A 17,230-nucleotide genomic window follows, 5' to 3' on the forward strand; every position below is an offset into this window, starting at 1 on the left:
GGATAAATATGAAATATGATGCAGGAAATTATGATGTTATAGTTATTGGAGCTGGTCATGCAGGTTGCGAAGCAGCACTTGCAGCTGCAAGAATAGGGTGCAAGACTTTAATTTGTGCTATAAATTTAGATAGTGTGGCTTTGATGCCATGTAACCCCAATATCGGTGGAACGGCTAAAGGGCATTTAGTAAGGGAAATAGATGCTCTTGGTGGTGAAATGGGAATAAATATTGATAATACATATATACAATCAAGAATGCTAAACAAATCAAAAGGACCAGCTGTATTCTCGTTAAGAGCTCAAGCGGATAAAAAAGCATATGGACAAAGGATGAAACATGTAATAGAAAATCAAGAAAATTTGCAATTAAAACAATTAGAAGTAGTATCTATAGATGCACCAAAAGGGAAAATAAAGGGTGTATGCACGAAAAATGGCGCATATTTTACTACTAAGGCTGTTATTATAGCTTCTGGAACTTATTTAAAATCAAAGGTTATTATCGGAGATTGTTCTTATAATGAAGGACCTAGTGGATTACTTCCAGCTAATGAACTTTCTAAATCTTTAGATGATATGTGTATAACTTTAAGAAGATTTAAAACAGGAACTCCAGCTAGAATAAACAAACGGTCAGTAGACTTTTCTAAAATGGATGAGCAAGTTGGTGATGAAGAGGTAGTTCCATTTTCATTTATTAGCGAAGATATTAGTAGAAATCAGCTATGTTGCTATTTAACTTATACAAATGAAAATACTCATAATGTAATTAGAAAAAACATTCATAGATCACCGCTATATAATGGATCAATTAAGAGTACTGGGCCTAGATATTGCCCGTCTATCGAAGATAAAGTAATGAGATTTACAGATAAAGAAAGGCACCAAATATTCATAGAACCTGAAGGTGAGAATACGCAGGAAATGTATGTTCAAGGTATGTCTAGCTCACTTCCTGAGGAAATTCAGGTGGAAATGCTAAAAACAGTACCTGGACTTGAAAATGTAGAAATTATGAGAACGGCTTATGCCATAGAATATGACTGTATAGATTCAACCGAGTTAAAACTTTCACTAGAATTTAAAAATATTCAAGGTTTATTCTCAGCGGGGCAAATAAATGGTAGCTCAGGATATGAAGAAGCTGCTTCGCAGGGGATTATTGCAGGGATCAATGCTGCACTTACTATTCAAAATAAGGATCCATTAATATTAAAAAGATCTGATGGATATATAGGGGTTTTAATTGACGATTTAGTTACTAAAGGCACTAATGAACCATATAGGATGATGACCTCAAGAGCAGAGTATAGATTATTGCTAAGGCAAGACAACGCTGATTTAAGGTTAACTGAAATAGGGTATGGAGTAGGCCTTGTTAAAGAAGATAGATATGAAATATTTAAGAAAAAGAAGATGCAAATTGAAGAGGAAATTGAGAGAATAAAACATTTGCAGATCACAAATAAAAAAGAAATTGAGGAATTTTTAATTTCTTGTAATTCTACTCCACTGAAAAAGCCTATTAGTTTATACGAACTTATAAAAAGACCTGAACTTGATTACTATATAGTTGAAAGACTGGATGCAGATAGACCTAAATTAAATAAATATATACAGCAGCAAGTTAATATTGTTTCAAAATATGAAGGGTATATCCAGAAACAATTAGATCAAATTAAGCAATTTAAAAAGTTTGAAAACAAAATCATATCAAAAGATATAAATTATGACAATATAAAGGGACTAAGGATAGAAGCTATGCAAAAACTAGGTAAAATAAAACCAGAAAGTATAGGTCAAGCTTCTAGAATATCAGGTGTTTCGCCTGCGGATATGTCTGTTCTAATGATATATCTTGAGCAACAGAAAAGACTTAACATTAACCAACAATAAAAAAACATGGAGTTGAAATATGAAATACTTTGATATATTAAATAAGGCTAGCAGTAATGAAGGACTTGAATTTAGCGAAAAAAAATACGAGCAATTTATGAAATATAAAGACCTTATAAAGGAATGGAATGAAAAAGTAAATTTGACTGCTATAAAAGAAGATGAAGAAATAGTAAAGAAGCACTTTATTGATTCTATGAAGGTTTTTAAGTTTGATCAGTTAAAGAATGCAAAGAATGTTATAGATATAGGTACTGGAGGAGGGTTTCCAGGTATTCCTATGAAAATAATAAAGCCTGAAGTAAATATAGTTTTATTAGATTCACTGAATAAGAGAGTTAAATTTTTAAATGAAGTAATTAATTCTCTTCAACTAGAAAGTATTAAAGCTATTCACGGTAGAGCAGAAGATTTTGCACAAGAAATACAATATAGAGAAAAGTTTGATGTTGCAGTATCAAGGGCAGTTGCTAATTTAACAGTCTTGAGTGAATATTGTATACCTTATGTAAAGGTTGGAGGATATTTTGTTGCAATGAAGGGGCCTGCAGTTGAAGAGGAAATTAAGCAATCTAAAAATGCAATTAGGATGCTGGGTGGACGAATCGAACATATAGAAAAGGTACAAATTGAAGATAGTGATTTAAATCATAACCTGGTAATAATAAGTAAAATATCGCAAACACATAGGAAATATCCTAGAAAAGCAGGGATGGTTACTAAAGAGCCTTTATTTTAACGACATTTCAGAAGGAAGGTCTCCTATTTCTATAAGTGGGAGTACCTACTATAAGTAGGAGTTACTTGCCCTAACAAATAGAAAACTTCAGTGGGAGTATAAAGCTACTTCTGAAGTCGTTAATATGCAGCTCCGCAGGAGATGATTTAACGACAGCACCACAAGTGATGAGTGCACCAAACAGGGGATAAGTAATGTTATAATTTGTCGTACGAAAGAATAAAAAAGAAGAAGGAAATAAGATAAAAATGGAGAATTGTTAATAAAAGGTAAAAAAAAGGAAAAATTGAGGGATGGTATATTATGAAAAATAATGTAAATCACGTATCTATAGAATTAATTTCTCCAAATGTTTATCAGCCTAGAAAGCATTTTAATGAAGAAACTATTGAAGAACTATCACAGTCAATAAAGGCTTATGGAATAATCCAACCGCTAACAGTTAGAAAAATTGGGGAAAACGGGTATGAACTAGTAGCGGGAGAAAGAAGACTAAGAGCAGCAAAAAAAATAGGGCTTGAACAAGTCCCAGTAATTATTATAGATATTACAGATAAAGATTCCGCAGCAATTGCGTTATTAGAAAATTTGCAAAGAGAAGATCTAAATTTTTTAGAAGAAGCTATAGCTTATCATAATCTTATTCAAGATCATTCTTACACACAAGAACAGTTAGCACAAATGATAGGGAAAAAACAATCAACTATTGCAAACAAATTAAGATTACTAAAATTGGATAATCAAATAACAAGTATCTTAGTAGAAAATAAGCTTACTGAAAGACATGCTAGAGCTTTGTTAAGATTAACTGATATAAACATTCAAAAGAAAGTACTTAAAATAATTGTTGATAAATCGCTTAATGTTAAAAATACAGAAGAACTTATTGAAAAAGAACTATTGAAGTTATGCAGAGATGGAGTGATTGTTAGTGGTAAGAAAAGAATCAAAGGAATTTTCGCGCCTAGAGTATATATAAATACTATAAAACAAGTTTTTGATAAGTATGGAATAAATGCAGAATACAAGTCTAAAGAATTAGAAGATAGTATAGAAGTGACAATAAGAATACCTAAAAAATAGACATTAAAAACAGAATGTTTCACGTGAAACATTCTGTTTTTTAATGTTTTTTTGGAAAATTCAAAAAAGTACTATTAAAATATTTAACATAAATATATAATGAACTATATAGAAAAATTAAAGTATAAGTTATGAATTATAAAGTATAGTTTATATTACCTGTAACCTATATAAATTGTAAGTTATTGGGGTTTATACAATTTATAAACTATAGAAACACAAATAATATTATGAAGGGTAAGTGTAGCCATGAAAACCATATGTATCTTTAATCAAAAGGGAGGAGTAGGCAAAACTACTACAAATATAAATCTATGTTCTTATTTAGCTATGCAAGGGAAAAAAATATTAACAATAGATATTGATCCTCAAGGAAACACTACAAGTGGATTAGGATTTGATAAAAAGCAAATAAATTTATCAATATATGATTTATTAACATCGGATATTTCAATTAGGGATACTATAAAAGAATGCGAGTTAGTTAATAATTTGTATTTAGTACCTTCTACAATGGAACTTGCAGGGGCGGAAGTAGAATTGATTAGTATAGATAATCGTGAAAATAAGCTAAAAGAAAAGCTTAAAGAAATTGAGGGTGAATTTGACTATGTTTTTATAGATTGTCCACCTTCTTTGGGTATTTTAACCATAAATGCGCTTACAGCCGCAAGTAGCGTGCTTACACCTATTCAATGTGAATTTTATGCTTTAGAGGGTGTGGGGCAATTAGTAAATACAATCCAATTAGTTAAAAAATCTTTAAATAAAGAATTAGAAATTGAGGGTATAATTCTTAGTATGTATGATAATAGAACAAAACTTTGTAATGAGGTTGTATCAGAAGTGAAAAAATATTTCAATGATAAAGTGTATAAAACAACAATACCTAGAAATGTTCGTCTGGCTGAATCTCCAAGTTTTGGATTACCAATTATGTTGTATGATGATAAGTGCAAGGGAGCAGAAGCGTACGAAAAATTAGCAAATGAATTTTTAAATAGACAAAGGGGATGTTAAATATTGAATAAAAAATTTGGATTAGGTAAAGGGTTGGGAGCTTTAATACCTGAAGAAGAAAGTACAGAAGATAGTTCCAATGTTTTTAAAATATCTATGAATTTGATTAAAGCTAATAAAGATCAGCCAAGGAAAAACTTTGATCCTGAAAAAATATCTGAATTAGCACAATCAATAAAAGAACATGGAGTTATTCAACCTATTATTTTGAATAAAGAAGATGATGTATATATAGTAGTAGCAGGTGAAAGAAGATTCAGAGCAGCGAAAAGTATTGGCCTCGCAGAAATACCTGCAATCATTATGAATATAAACAACAAAGAAGTACTAGAAATATCATTAATAGAAAACATTCAAAGAGAAGATTTAAACCCAATTGAGGAAGCTATAGCTTACAAAAAACTATTAACGGAGTTTAATCTTACGCAGGAAGAAATAAGTAAAAAGGTTTCGAAATCAAGAACAGCTATAACAAATTGCATGAGATTATTAAACTTAGATGAAAGAGTTCAAGATTACATAATAGATGGAGTAATTTCCGAGGGACATGGAAGGGCAATACTCGGTATAAGTGATAGACAGCTTCAGTATCAAATTGCTCAAATGGTTATAGATGATAATCTCAACGTGAGAGAAACAGAAAGATTAGTGAAAAACTTTGGAAATGAAAAGCCACAAAAAGTAGTAAAAAATGAAAATGATATATATTATAAAGATATAATGAATAGATTAGAAAATCGTTTTGGTACTAAAGTTCTTATAAATTCTAAGAATAAGAACAAGGGTAAAATAGAAATTGAGTATTATTCAGAAGAAGATTTTGAAAGAATTTTAGAGGTTTTTAATATATAATGTTTCACGTGAAACTAATAGAGAGGATGTAATTCAGAATGAAAAGTATCATTAATTTTATAAAGAATGAACAGATTTATATAATAATAGCTCTTATGATTATTGTATTTATGCTAATAGTAATAATTATAATAACCTATGCATTTTTAAATAAACTAGAGAGAAGATACAGAAAATTAATGAGAGGTGTAAATAATAAAAATTTAGAAGAAGTGGTTATATCTTATTTAGACAAAATCGACGAAGTTAAAGATGAAAATGAAGTTATAAAACAAAGGTATGAACAGATAAATGGGGAACTGAAAACTTGTGTGCAAAAAACTTCAATGATAAGATATAAAGCATTTGATGATATGGGAAGTGATTTAAGTTTCTCTATAACATTGATTGATGGGAATGGTAATGGTGCTATATTAACAAGTATCTATGGTAGAAATGAGAGTACTACTTATGCTAAACCAATAGATAAAGGAATATCTAGGTATGAGCTATCTCAGGAAGAAAGTAAAGTTTTAGAGCAAGCTATAAATTTAAAAAAATAAAAAAGTATATATTGCGATTATGCATTTACTTCGTTAAGAACTACTAATTTTATTTTTCATTAATCTGGTGAAAATCATAAACTCGCTGTAGCTCAAACGTATGTTTTTCCTAACCCATCTTAATTAAAAATAACTAAGAAGTTCTAAAGCTCGCTTCAATGTATTATGCGCAATATATACTTTTTTTGCATAAAAATCAACCTTCAACGTCTTTAATGTTGAAATCATCATAAATGGAATTTAATTTTTTTTCGCCTGCGATTTTGAGTATTGAATGGTATAAACCAGTGGATATAGTATCGGCAAGCATCATTACTGTATATAATCTTGTATTTTGAAGAACCATAAATTCAAAGGCTCCAGATATATTTACAATGCCCGTTATGCTTAAATCACCCACCTTAGGTAAATCTTTATTCATAGCAGCACCAGGACTTAATGGTTTTTCCTCAATAATGATTTTTCCTACATTTTGCAAACTTCCGAGGCAAGCATCTATTGCAATAATGTAAGGATTAGTATAGGAATAGTTAATTTCATCAATTGTTTCACATAAATTTTTTGCATGGACTGGACATTCAAGACTACCGTAAACATGAAGTCTATTTCTAACTAAAAATTTAAGCTTGTTTCCAACCAGGGGTCCTAAGCTATCACCAGTAGATCTGTCGGTGCCAATACATAAAATAACAATAGGGCGTGAGCATTTTGCTATGGGAAAAATATATTGACTTATAATATCTCTTAATTTAAAAGTGCAATCTCTGGACATAGAATCTAAAATAACTTTATCTACCATAAAAAAACCTCCTATTGGGATATTAGCCATTTAGGAGGTTTTCTATTCTATAAAACTTCAACTTTTTTCAATATATTATAAAAAACTAAAAAAAACATACAGAATAGCATCCCAACAATACCATTTGCTCTTAATCCTATAAATATAGAAGCGAGAACTGCTACGGGGTGAATGCCTAGTGATGAAGACACAATCTTGGGTTCTATAATTTGTCTTACTATAGTGATAATTATATAAGATATCAAGAGGCCTAAAGCAGCTACATAATTATTAGATATAAAAAATATTATTATTACGGGAAGGTATATAGCTCCTATACCGAAAATAGGGAGTAAATCAAATAATCCACATAATACACTCAGAGTTACAGCATACTTAACTTTGAAAACTATAAAAACAATTAATGTTTCTAAAAATGTTATAGTGATTATCAGTAAGTAAGAAAGTAAATAATTCTTAAGCATCTTTTTTGATTCATCAAATATGGAATGTAATCTATCTTCATTTTTGCGGGGAATTAAATCAAACTTTTTTTTGCTTGAAGATGACAAATCTTTTGTGAAGAAATAAGTAGTAAGTAAAGTAAATAATAAAACCATTAAAATATAAGGTATAGTAGATACAAAATCTAGAGTTTGAGAAAAAATTTTTGTGGATGCATTCATGCTAATATTTATAGTCTTGCTTATATAATTAGTAATATTTGACTCAATATTACTAACCACGTTTGGATCTAAAGTTTTATAATAATTTTGTAAGTTACTGAAAATATTAATTACAATGTCTTTGTTTAAAGTTATATATGATTGGATGTTTTTTCCGAGTAGTATCGATTCTGAAGTTAAAGTAGTGATGATTAAAGATAATAATACAACAATTACAGTGAAAAATATGGTGGTAGTAAATAATGAAGCTATAGTGTTTTGAAGTTTGAATTTTTTCATCAAAAATTTTGTTGGTATCTTAAGTAGTGAAGCTAAAATAAAAGCAAATACAAAGGGAAGGGTGAACCCAATAGTTCCAAAAAAGATTACAAAAACAAAGGTATACAAAACAAAAAATATAGCTAGTTTATCAATTTTTTTTAGAATATTTTCCATGTAAATAAAATCACACCTTTCTAATAATAGTATTGAGGGCGTTAAGGGTATAATTGATGTCTTTAATATCATTAAAAGGGCCAATGCCAAATCTTAAAGTACCAGATGGATATGTTCCAATGTTTTTATGAGCTAGTGGAGCACAGTGAAGTCCAGTTCTTGTTGTAATTCCATATTCACTATCTAGAATAAACCCTAACTCGGAATTGTCAATTTTTGTTGAATTAACAGAGATAGTAGCGGTTCTTTTAGAACTATCGGTGAGACCATAGACATTAACAGAGGATATATTTAGAAGCCCCTCTATAAAATTTTTGCACAAATATTCTTCGCTTCCGCGAATAGAGTCTAAACCCTGGTCATTAATAAAATTAATACCTTCTAAAAGGCCAGCTATACCTGGAGCATTTAGAGTCCCGCTTTCAAATTTATCAGGCAAAAAATCTGGTTGAACAATACTAGATGAAAGACTACCAGTCCCACCCTCTATAAATGCAGAGCATCTTTCATTTAAATTATCATCAATTAAAAATCCACCGGTACCTTGAGGTCCTAGTAAACTTTTATGGCCTGTAAAAGCTAGGGCATTACAATTTAATTTATAGAAATCTATTGGTAATATTCCTGCAGTTGGCGCAGTATCTATAACAAAATAAATGCCCTTTTCTTTACATATCCTACCAATAGATTCTAAAGGCTGAATACTTCCAATAATGTTAGAAGCATGTGAGAGAACCACCAATTTTGTATTAGGTTTAAGTGTATTTACAAAATCGTCTACATTGATTAAGCCTTCTTTTGAGCAAGGGACAATGCCTAATTCTATAACGCCTTTTTCGCAAAGGGAGTTTAATGGTCTTAAAGTAGCGTTATGATCCATTGAAGAAGTTATTACATGCCAGCCTTTTTGGCATGTAGATTTTATAAGTATATTTAAAGAAGTGGTAATATTTGATGTAAAAATCACATTCTCAACTTTATCAAAGTGAAAAAAATCCATTAAAGCATACCTACAATTTAAAATAACTCTATTTCCGGCAAGTGAAGTTGTAGATACACCCCTTCCTGGGTTTGAACCTATATTCATCATATAATTCATCATTGAATTATACACTGCGGGTGGTTTAGGAAAGGTAGTGGCTGCATTATCTAAATATATTTTCATGATTTCCTCCAATATTACACAATGATTTATTAGTATATTCTATAAAAAATATAGAGGCTATTAATATTATGTATAACAAGTTAAATTTTGTTTTCATACAATTAAGACTATAAATAGTTTATAATAAAATTAGATAAATAATAAAATACACTTTTTATAAGAATATTTTAGAAATTAGAATTTTAAATTCTAATTATGAAATAATATACAATGTTGCATTATAAATACAAAACTTTAAATTAATATATTATACAATATTATAATCTAAAGTTATGTAAATGTATATGAAGTGATTAATATTATGGCATGGAAGTAGGGTGAAAAACATTGAATAAATATTATATAGTAACATTTCAAAATACACATGAAGCCATGAAAGCGGAAAGAGAAGCACTGCGACAACAGGTTAAGGTAGTAGTTGTTCCTACGCCTACATATATAACTAAAAGTTGTGGGATTAGTTTAAAAATAGAGGATGAGAATATTCGAAGTATAATTGAGCTAATTAAGTTAGAAAAGATAAAGGTAAAAGAAATTTTTGTACGAGATAAAGAAAGTGTAAAAGTTATGACAATATAGTAAAAATAAATTAAAGGTGGGATGTTTAATGAAGGTGTTCAATTTAGGAGATATTGTTGAAATGAAAAAAACTCACCCTTGTGGCAGCAAGAATTGGGAAATCATTAGGTTAGGTGCGGATATAAAAATAAAATGTTTAGGTTGCGATCGGATAGTAATGCTTCCAAGAATAAAATTTGATTCGGGTGTAAAGAAAATTATAAAAGAAAATGTACTAAATAAAGAAAAAGCACCTATAAAAAAATAATTACTTGATTAATGCATAATTAAATGATATAATCTATTATTGTAATCCCTGCCGTGCAATGCATGGCCGTTAGTCCGAGGGGAGGAGGTGAAATTAATGAGAAAATATGAAACTATATTCATATTACATCCTTCATTAGACGAAGAAGCTGTTAAAGCTAACGTTGAAAAATTTAAAGGTGTAATAGAAAATAATGGTGGAGAAATTGAAAATGTTGATGCGTGGGGCAAAAGAAAACTAGCTTATGAAATACAAAAAGTTGGTGAAGGTCACTATACATTAATCAATTTCAATGCAAAACCTGAATTACCGAAAGAATTAGATAGAGTATTCAGAATTACTGACAGTGTTATAAGACATATCATAATAAATCCAGAAAAATAGGTGGTGCATTTATGAATAAAGTTGTTTTAGTTGGTAGATTAACAAAAGACCCTGAGTTAAAGTTTGCTCAAGGGACAGGAACAGCTGTAGCCACTTTCACTGTAGCCGTCAATAGAAGATTTAAAAGAGAAGGTCAACCAGAAGCAGACTTTATACCAGTAGTGGTATTTGGAAAGCAAGCGGAAGCTACTGCTAATTACATGAGTAAAGGCAAGCTTTTAAGCGTATCTGGAAACATTCAAACTAGAAATTATGAGGCTAAAGATGGTACTAGGAGATATGTTACTGAAGTAATTGCTGATGAAGTTGACTTCCTTGAATGGGGAGGAAATAAAACATCAGGTACGAATACTAATCAAGGTGGAAATAATAGCGAATCAAATGCTGGATCTCATGGTTTTAGCAGTGATAGTGATATAACACCAATTGATGATGGAGATATTCCATTCTAATATTAGGTAAGGAGGAAAAACAACAATGGCTATGAACGAACATAAAAGAAGCGGCGGCGGTGCTGGCGGAAACAGAAAGAGAATGAAAAGAAAAGTTTGTGCTTTCTGTATGGATAAAGCAACTGCAATCGACTATAAAGATATAAATAAATTGAGAAAATATGTTACAGAAAGAGGAAAGATTCTTCCAAGAAGAATTTCTGGAAACTGTGCAAAACATCAAAGGATGCTTACTGTATCTATAAAAAGAGCAAGAAACATAGCATTATTACCATTTACTACTGAATAGTAAATGACTGAAAGCAGCGCCTTAAGGTAGCTGCTTTTATTTTTTTACAAATAAAAATAAATATTATACTCAATAATCAAAATATAAATATAAAAGTATATATTATGCAGTACGATTTGTAGTATACTTGTAGTTGTAACCCATAAAATGTAAACATAGAAAATATTAGATATTAAACTGCAAATTGTCTATATAGAAATAAACTTTAGTTGCATAAATTTAGAAAACTAACTAAAATGGAGTTATAAGCATAAGCCTACAAGGGGAGATGATATACTATGAAGAAACAAGATTTTAATATAATGTCTAATGTTAAGATAGTTGAAAGTTTGAAGGCTGAGCTATTATGTATAATAGGTGATTTCTTCAAGTTGCTAAGTAAAGGAAGCAATGTTGCTCAAGACGCCATACTAGATTGCATTTCGGGGGCAATAATACTTTTATATATATTAGGCGAAAGGCTAGGATATTCAAATGTAGCCGTGGATGAGAGTATGAAAAAGAAACTAAAGGTGGGAATAGTTGAAGGAGATAATATAGAAAAAGATGGAAAAGATCTAAGTAAACTATATTCGCATATAAAGGAAAGATAAGTAATGGAGGAAAAAATGGAGAATAAAAATTATAGTACAAAGGCAATTGTAGAGGCTTCACTTATAGCTGTTATAATTTCAGTAACAATGATTATAACGGGATATTTGCCAATTATGTCATTTATAGGTGCTTTAATATTGCCAATTCCGGTTGCAATACTCTATATAAGGCATAATAGAAAAATAACAATCACTGCTATATTTTTGAGTATAATTCTAACATCCTTAGTGTATAATCCAATAATGGCGATATATTCAGCTATAACTTATAGCATTGTTGGAATTGCGCTTGGTTATTGTGTTAAGAAAAATAAAAAGTCATCTATAACGTTATTATTTTTAGGTATTAGTTCTGTAATATCTAATATACTAACCATAGCTTTTTCTATGGCATTTATAGAAAAAGTAAGTTTTATGAATTTTATTTCCAAAAACTTAGAATTTTTTAAGCAAAATATGAAGGTATCCTTGGATCAATTAAAAATGGTTTATTTACAACAAGGAATAACTCCAAAGCAGTTGAAACTTTTAAATGAAAACTTTGAAATGATAAACAAAATGGATGTTACGATAGTTTTGGTAGTAATACCTGCAATTATTTTAATAACTTCATTTATATCAGCTTATTTGAATTACATAGTGTCTAGAGCCATATTAGAGAAGCTAAACTACAAAATGGATAAAGTATTACCTTTCAGCAAAGTTTACGTTACTAACATACTAGGAGCTGTATTAATAGGTATAGTATGTATAGGCATAATACTTTCATCAAAAAAAATAGCAGGTGGGGATTTTATACTAAATTCCTCCCAATTACTTGTGCAAATTGTATTTATGATAAATGGACTTGCGGCAGCTACATATTTTCTAAGAGTTAAAAAAAATTTATCTAAACCAGTAGTAGCACTAATTTTAGTGTTAACATCATTTTCGCGTCTAGGTAGTATTTACTTTTCAATAGGACTCATGGAGATGGCTTTTGATTTTAGAAAGCTCGATCCATATAGAATTAAAAGAAAATAATTGGGGGCTGATTATGGAGAATAAATACAATTATTTTAGTGTTAATAATAAAATATATATGGTGACCATGGCCCTACTCATATGTATAATATTTTATTACGGACACCTTGAAGTGGGAATTTTAACACTGGGACTATACGCGATACTAGTAGTGTATAATATCTACAACTCTAAGGTTAAAAAAAATGAGTGGAAAAAATTCATTGAAAATTTTTCATCTAAACTGGATATAGCAACCACAAGCACCTTAGTAAAACTTCCTTTTCCACTAATAATAATAGGGTATATGGGAAATATATTATGGTATAATCAAAGTGTAACTACAATGCTTGAAGGGGAAGATCTTTTAAATAAAAATATTAGAGATATAATTAAGGAACTAAATCTAAAGCAAGTTTTAGAGGGTAAAAAGAATATATTTCCAAATATTAAAATAAAAGATAAATGGTATGAAATCTACACAAATATTGTTGATACAAACGAGAATAAAAATGTTAAAGATAAGATTATGCTTTTATATTTTTATGATATAACGGAAAAAACCAGTGTAATAAAAGGCATTAACGGTAATAGGGAAAGCGTTATGCTAGTGGAAGTTGATAACCTTGATGATGTTGTTAAAACTACAGAAGAAGATAAGGCGCCTTTACTTGTAGCAGAGATTGAGAGAACAATAAACAGCTATGGACAGAGTGTAAATGCGGTGGTAAAAAAGTATACATCGAATAAATATGTTATTATAGTCCAAGATAAGTATATTGAAAAAGAAATAGAAAAGAAATTTGATATACTAGATAGTGTTCGCGAAATAAGTAATGGTAATAAACTCGCAGTTACTTTAAGTGTGGGCGTTGGTAGGGGAGAAGATACACCACTTAAAAACTATGAATTTGCTACATCAGCTAAGGAACTTGCCTTAGGCAGGGGTGGTGATCAAGCAGTTGTGAAAAAAGGTGAAAAATTATCTTTCTTTGGGGGGAAAACAAAGGAAGTTGAGAAAAGGACTAAGGTTCGCGCAAGAGTTATAGCTCATGCATTAATGGATTTAGTAAATGAGAGTAACACAATTTTCCTTATGGGACACAAAAATGCTGATCCTGATTGTCTAGGCTCGGCTATAGGTCTATATAGTATTATTAAAAAATCAAACAAAGAATGCTATATTATTCTCGAAGGAATAAATAGCGGTATAAAAAGCATGATGGATATAATACTTGCAGATGAAGAATACAAAAATACTTTTATAACAAGTGAAAAATTTAAAAGTGTTAAAAATTCAAATAGCCTAATCATATTAGTGGATGTGCACAATGAAAGTCATGTTCAAAATTTAGAAATAGTTAAAGAGGTAGAAAAAGTAGTTATAATTGACCATCATAGAAAGTCACAAGATTTTATACAAGGGGCAGTCCTGAGTTATATGGAAACTTACGCATCATCTACTGCTGAATTAGTTACTGAGATGATTCAATATATGGTTGACAAGCCTAAACTTAAACATATAGAAGCGGTAAGTCTTTTGGCAGGAATATGTGTGGATACAAAAAATTTCTCTTTTAAAACGGGAGTTAGGACATTTGAAGCAGCAGCTTTTTTAAGGCGTCATGGTGCAGATACTATGGATGTTAAAAAAATGTTTTCTGATGATTTGAGTATTTATTTGAAAAGAGCTGATATTATAAGATCAGCGAAAGTTAAAAATGAAATTGCTGTAGCCGTTTGTCCAGAACTAATAGAGGATACTGTATTAGCTGCCCAAGTTGCGGATGAACTTCTAAATATTACTGGTATCGAAGCGTCGTTTGTTATTGTAAAGACAGGAGATGAAGTATTTATTAGTGGAAGGTCTCTTGGGAAAATAAATGTACAGTTAATACTCGAGACATTAGGGGGAGGCGGACATATGACTATGGCTGGTACGAAATTTACTTCACTGAAACTTGAAGAAGTAGTGGTGAAATTAAATGAAGCTATAGATGAATATTTAAAGGAGGGCGAAAAATAATGAAGGTTATATTATTAAAGGATATTAAAGGCACAGGTAAAAAGGGCGACGTGATAAACGCTGCAGATGGATATGCGAGGAATTTTTTATTTCCTAGGCAATTAGCTAAAGAGGCTACAGACTCAAATATGCACATATTAAATAAAAAAAATGATATTGAAAGAAAAAAGAAAACATCTGAAATTGAGGATGCACAGAAATCAGCTAATGAACTTAAAGATAAAGTTATAAAAATAATTGGTAAAGCTGGAGAGAATGGAAAACTTTTTGGTGCGATTACAACTAAAGATATAGCAATAGCGTTAAATAAACAATGCAATTTAGATATTGATAAAAAGAAAATAGTAACAGATACAATAAAATTATTAGGAACTTATGAAGTAGAAATTAAAATATATCCAGAAATATCTACTAAGATAAAAGTTCTTGTTTGTGAGGAATAATTATATAAACCGAAGGGAGGAAACGCTTTAGTAAATAAATGATAATCATATTTATTAAAGCGGATTACGTTTGAAGACATTATTAGTTAATCAAATTGGAGAACAGGTTGAAAGAGATGCATTACCTCTGGACACACAAATAGACGTTTTATATGAAATAATGAGGAATGTACTAGATGAAGGCACTATAAAGTCTAAAACTATAAAATTTAAACTTCAGAAGCACATTAAAAGTGAAAGTATCTATAGAAGGTTATTCGCTTTAAATAAAATTATCAGCAATGGTAAGGGTATAGAGATAGTGCCTAATGAAAAAAATATACAAGAAGCACTAGATGATACTAATGAATGGTTGACTGATGAAATAGCTAAAAGATATGTGCAAAATAAGATTGAAGCTGAAGTAGAAAAAAATCTAATGGAAAAGCAAGATAAGTATATTGATGAAGTAAGACTTGGAATAATTAAGAAACAAAAAGGGCCTGAAAATGCTAAAACACTTAAAAAATATGCGGATTTAGAAGAACTTGATAGTAGAAAACTTACTAAAAATATACAAGCTATGTTAAGGCCAGAGAGTTTTAGTGAAATAGTTGGTCAGGAAAGAGCTATAAAATCTCTGTTATCTAAAATGGCATCGCCATATCCTCAACACATTATTCTTTATGGGCCACCAGGAGTTGGAAAGACTACTGCGGCGAGGCTTGCTCTTGAGGAAGCTAAAAAGCTAAGTTATACAATTTACCATAAAGATGCTAAATTTGTAGAAGTGGATGGTACAACACTACGGTGGGATCCAAGAGAAATAACAAATCCACTTTTAGGATCTGTACATGACCCGATATATCAGGGAAGTAAAAGAGATCTAGCTGAGGGTGGGATTCCAGAGCCAAAAACAGGTCTTGTAACAGAGGCTCATGGCGGAGTACTATTTATTGATGAAATAGGTGAACTCGATAGTATACTTCAAAATAAATTACTTAAAGTGTTAGAGGATAAAAGAGTTGAGTTTTCATCATCTTATTATGATCCTGAAGACGAAAACACACCTAAATATATAAAATATTTATTTGATAAAGGTGCTCCAGCAGATTTTGTTTTAATAGGAGCTACTACCAAGGAACCATCAGAAATAAATCCGGCATTAAGATCAAGATGTACTGAAGTTTATTTTGAACCATTAACTGCTATGGATATAGAAAATATAGTGGTAAATGCTGCGAATAAATTAGGAGTTAAAATAGGAGATGGCGTTGCGAAAACTATTGGTAGATATACTATTGAAGGAAGAAAAGCTATAAACATTTTAGCAGATGCTTATGGATTTGTACTGCATAATAGAAAATCAGTGGATGCGTCTCAAGTTGAAATTGAGGTTAAGGACTTGTTAGATATTATATCTATAAGTAGACTATCTCCCTATGAGGAATTAGATAAAGAAGTTAAATCTGAAGTTGGCCACATATATGGACTTGGGGTATCGGGATATATAGGATCAACTATAGAAATAGAAACATCAGTATTTGAAGCCAAGGAAAAAGGTAAAGGTCAAGTAAGATTTAATGATACTGCTGGAAGCATGGCTAAGGACTCAGTGTTTAATGCTGCATCCGTAATAAGAAAAACAACAAATAAAGATATTAAGGATTATGACATACATGTAAATATAGTAGGTGGAGGTAAAATTGATGGACCATCGGCTGGAGCCGCTATAACTGTATGTATAATCAGTTCTCTTTTAGACAAACCTGTAAGACAGGATGTTGCAGTAACTGGAGAGATATCCCTTCGGGGTATCATAAAACCAGTAGGTGGCATATTTGAAAAAATTTACGGGGCAAGAAGAAAGGGAATTAAGCTAGTTATAGTTCCGAGTGATAATGAAAAGGAAGTTCCTATTGACCTTAAAGATATTGAAATAAAAACATCATCAAACATTGAAGAGCTAATGAAATTAGTGTTTGAAATAAAATAAATTAACTATAATTAATGGCCCTGTTAAATCATCACCTGCGGT

General features: G+C 30.4%; 19 protein-coding genes. 16 read left to right on the forward strand and 3 right to left on the reverse strand.

Features of this window, described 5'->3' with window-relative positions; all coding sequences use genetic code 11:
* Nucleotides 1-8 precede the first annotated feature (8 nt).
* From mnmG to ACWJKE_RS13010, 6 genes are all read left to right on the forward strand, one after another.
* On the forward strand, nt 9-1,898 hold the full coding sequence (mnmG, locus tag ACWJKE_RS12985) for a tRNA uridine-5-carboxymethylaminomethyl(34) synthesis enzyme MnmG (RefSeq protein ID WP_220286213.1): 1,890 nt from the start codon (nt 9-11) through the stop codon (nt 1,896-1,898).
* A gap of 19 nt (nt 1,899-1,917) precedes the next feature.
* Nucleotides 1,918-2,637 carry a 16S rRNA (guanine(527)-N(7))-methyltransferase RsmG gene (rsmG, locus tag ACWJKE_RS12990; RefSeq protein ID WP_462958863.1) on the forward strand — a complete coding sequence of 240 codons (720 nt, stop codon included), beginning with the start codon at nt 1,918-1,920 and terminating at the stop codon, nt 2,635-2,637.
* Nucleotides 2,638-2,940: 303 nt separating this feature from the next.
* Nucleotides 2,941-3,720 carry a nucleoid occlusion protein gene (gene noc, locus ACWJKE_RS12995; protein WP_220286214.1) on the forward strand — a complete coding sequence of 260 codons (780 nt, stop codon included), beginning with the start codon at nt 2,941-2,943 and terminating at the stop codon, nt 3,718-3,720.
* 249 nt (nt 3,721-3,969) lie between these two features.
* Nucleotides 3,970-4,740, forward strand: a complete 771-nt coding sequence (locus ACWJKE_RS13000; RefSeq protein ID WP_216302178.1) for a ParA family protein — start codon at nt 3,970-3,972, stop codon at nt 4,738-4,740.
* A gap of 3 nt (nt 4,741-4,743) precedes the next feature.
* Nucleotides 4,744-5,592 carry a ParB/RepB/Spo0J family partition protein gene (locus ACWJKE_RS13005; RefSeq protein WP_216302177.1) on the forward strand — a complete coding sequence of 283 codons (849 nt, stop codon included), beginning with the start codon at nt 4,744-4,746 and terminating at the stop codon, nt 5,590-5,592.
* A 38-nt stretch (nt 5,593-5,630) separates the two neighbouring features.
* On the forward strand, nt 5,631-6,134 hold the full coding sequence (locus ACWJKE_RS13010; RefSeq protein ID WP_216302176.1) for a DUF4446 family protein: 504 nt from the start codon (nt 5,631-5,633) through the stop codon (nt 6,132-6,134).
* Nucleotides 6,135-6,330: 196 nt separating this feature from the next.
* Here ACWJKE_RS13010 and yyaC read toward each other — a convergent pair whose 3' ends face one another.
* The 3 genes from yyaC to ACWJKE_RS13025 are packed head-to-tail and all read right to left on the reverse strand — an operon-like array spanning nt 6,331 to nt 9,198.
* A complete protein-coding gene (gene yyaC, locus ACWJKE_RS13015; RefSeq protein ID WP_216302175.1) occupies nt 6,331-6,933 on the reverse strand; it encodes a spore protease YyaC in 603 nt (200 codons plus the stop codon).
* Nucleotides 6,934-6,980: 47 nt separating this feature from the next.
* Entirely contained in the window at nt 6,981-8,033 is a 1,053-nt protein-coding gene (gene ytvI / locus ACWJKE_RS13020) for a sporulation integral membrane protein YtvI (protein WP_216302174.1), read from the reverse strand.
* A gap of 10 nt (nt 8,034-8,043) precedes the next feature.
* Entirely contained in the window at nt 8,044-9,198 is a 1,155-nt protein-coding gene (locus ACWJKE_RS13025) for an aminotransferase class V-fold PLP-dependent enzyme (protein ID WP_462958864.1), read from the reverse strand.
* 327 nt (nt 9,199-9,525) lie between these two features.
* On the opposite strand from ACWJKE_RS13025, the gene ACWJKE_RS13030 reads away from it, so the two are divergent.
* From ACWJKE_RS13030 to lonC, 10 genes are all read left to right on the forward strand, one after another.
* Complete coding sequence (locus tag ACWJKE_RS13030; protein WP_216302172.1) at nt 9,526-9,777, forward strand: DUF3343 domain-containing protein; 252 nt, start codon at nt 9,526-9,528, stop codon at nt 9,775-9,777.
* Nucleotides 9,778-9,805: 28 nt separating this feature from the next.
* Entirely contained in the window at nt 9,806-10,024 is a 219-nt protein-coding gene (locus ACWJKE_RS13035; RefSeq protein ID WP_462958865.1) for a DUF951 domain-containing protein, read from the forward strand.
* Between the two features lie 96 nt (nt 10,025-10,120).
* On the forward strand, nt 10,121-10,408 hold the full coding sequence (gene rpsF, locus ACWJKE_RS13040) for a 30S ribosomal protein S6 (RefSeq protein ID WP_165411835.1): 288 nt from the start codon (nt 10,121-10,123) through the stop codon (nt 10,406-10,408).
* 11 nt (nt 10,409-10,419) lie between these two features.
* A complete protein-coding gene (locus ACWJKE_RS13045; protein ID WP_165411834.1) occupies nt 10,420-10,860 on the forward strand; it encodes a single-stranded DNA-binding protein in 441 nt (146 codons plus the stop codon).
* 25 nt (nt 10,861-10,885) lie between these two features.
* Nucleotides 10,886-11,149, forward strand: coding sequence for a 30S ribosomal protein S18 (gene rpsR / locus ACWJKE_RS13050; RefSeq protein ID WP_165411833.1), 264 nt, complete (start codon nt 10,886-10,888; stop codon nt 11,147-11,149).
* Nucleotides 11,150-11,427: 278 nt separating this feature from the next.
* Nucleotides 11,428-11,742 (forward strand): MazG-like family protein, encoded by a 315-nt coding sequence (locus tag ACWJKE_RS13055; protein WP_216302170.1) that lies wholly within the window; start codon nt 11,428-11,430, stop codon nt 11,740-11,742.
* A 15-nt stretch (nt 11,743-11,757) separates the two neighbouring features.
* Nucleotides 11,758-12,765, forward strand: a complete 1,008-nt coding sequence (locus ACWJKE_RS13060; protein ID WP_462958866.1) for a DUF2232 domain-containing protein — start codon at nt 11,758-11,760, stop codon at nt 12,763-12,765.
* Nucleotides 12,766-12,778: 13 nt separating this feature from the next.
* Nucleotides 12,779-14,770 (forward strand): DHH family phosphoesterase, encoded by a 1,992-nt coding sequence (locus tag ACWJKE_RS13065; RefSeq protein WP_216302168.1) that lies wholly within the window; start codon nt 12,779-12,781, stop codon nt 14,768-14,770.
* Nucleotides 14,770-15,213 (forward strand): 50S ribosomal protein L9, encoded by a 444-nt coding sequence (gene rplI / locus ACWJKE_RS13070; protein ID WP_216302167.1) that lies wholly within the window; start codon nt 14,770-14,772, stop codon nt 15,211-15,213. The genes ACWJKE_RS13065 and rplI overlap by 1 nt, the downstream gene beginning before the upstream one ends.
* A 70-nt stretch (nt 15,214-15,283) precedes the next feature.
* Complete coding sequence (gene lonC / locus ACWJKE_RS13075; protein ID WP_216302166.1) at nt 15,284-17,188, forward strand: Lon family ATP-dependent protease; 1,905 nt, start codon at nt 15,284-15,286, stop codon at nt 17,186-17,188.
* Nucleotides 17,189-17,230 lie beyond the last annotated feature (42 nt).

The organism is Clostridium sp. CM036 (assembly GCF_055081135.1).

Bases quoted from the DNA above. Each gene is read 5' to 3' on its own strand.
- yyaC (WP_216302175.1), bottom strand. From the start codon at position 6,933: ATGGTAGATAAAGTTATTTTAGATTCTATGTCCAGAGATTGCACTTTT.
- ACWJKE_RS13055 (WP_216302170.1), top strand. From the start codon at position 11,428: ATGAAGAAACAAGATTTTAATATAATGTCTAATGTTAAGATAGTTGAA.
- ACWJKE_RS13035 (WP_462958865.1), top strand. From the start codon at position 9,806: ATGAAGGTGTTCAATTTAGGAGATATTGTTGAAATGAAAAAAACTCAC.
- ACWJKE_RS13065 (WP_216302168.1), top strand. From the start codon at position 12,779: ATGGAGAATAAATACAATTATTTTAGTGTTAATAATAAAATATATATG.
- ACWJKE_RS13045 (WP_165411834.1), top strand. From the start codon at position 10,420: ATGAATAAAGTTGTTTTAGTTGGTAGATTAACAAAAGACCCTGAGTTA.
- rplI (WP_216302167.1), top strand. From the start codon at position 14,770: ATGAAGGTTATATTATTAAAGGATATTAAAGGCACAGGTAAAAAGGGC.
- rpsF (WP_165411835.1), top strand. From the start codon at position 10,121: ATGAGAAAATATGAAACTATATTCATATTACATCCTTCATTAGACGAA.
- ACWJKE_RS13060 (WP_462958866.1), top strand. From the start codon at position 11,758: ATGGAGAATAAAAATTATAGTACAAAGGCAATTGTAGAGGCTTCACTT.
- rpsR (WP_165411833.1), top strand. From the start codon at position 10,886: ATGGCTATGAACGAACATAAAAGAAGCGGCGGCGGTGCTGGCGGAAAC.
- ACWJKE_RS13000 (WP_216302178.1), top strand. From the start codon at position 3,970: ATGAAAACCATATGTATCTTTAATCAAAAGGGAGGAGTAGGCAAAACT.
- mnmG (WP_220286213.1), top strand. From the start codon at position 9: ATGAAATATGATGCAGGAAATTATGATGTTATAGTTATTGGAGCTGGT.
- ACWJKE_RS13010 (WP_216302176.1), top strand. From the start codon at position 5,631: ATGAAAAGTATCATTAATTTTATAAAGAATGAACAGATTTATATAATA.
- noc (WP_220286214.1), top strand. From the start codon at position 2,941: ATGAAAAATAATGTAAATCACGTATCTATAGAATTAATTTCTCCAAAT.
- ytvI (WP_216302174.1), bottom strand. From the start codon at position 8,033: ATGGAAAATATTCTAAAAAAAATTGATAAACTAGCTATATTTTTTGTT.
- ACWJKE_RS13025 (WP_462958864.1), bottom strand. From the start codon at position 9,198: ATGAAAATATATTTAGATAATGCAGCCACTACCTTTCCTAAACCACCC.
- rsmG (WP_462958863.1), top strand. From the start codon at position 1,918: ATGAAATACTTTGATATATTAAATAAGGCTAGCAGTAATGAAGGACTT.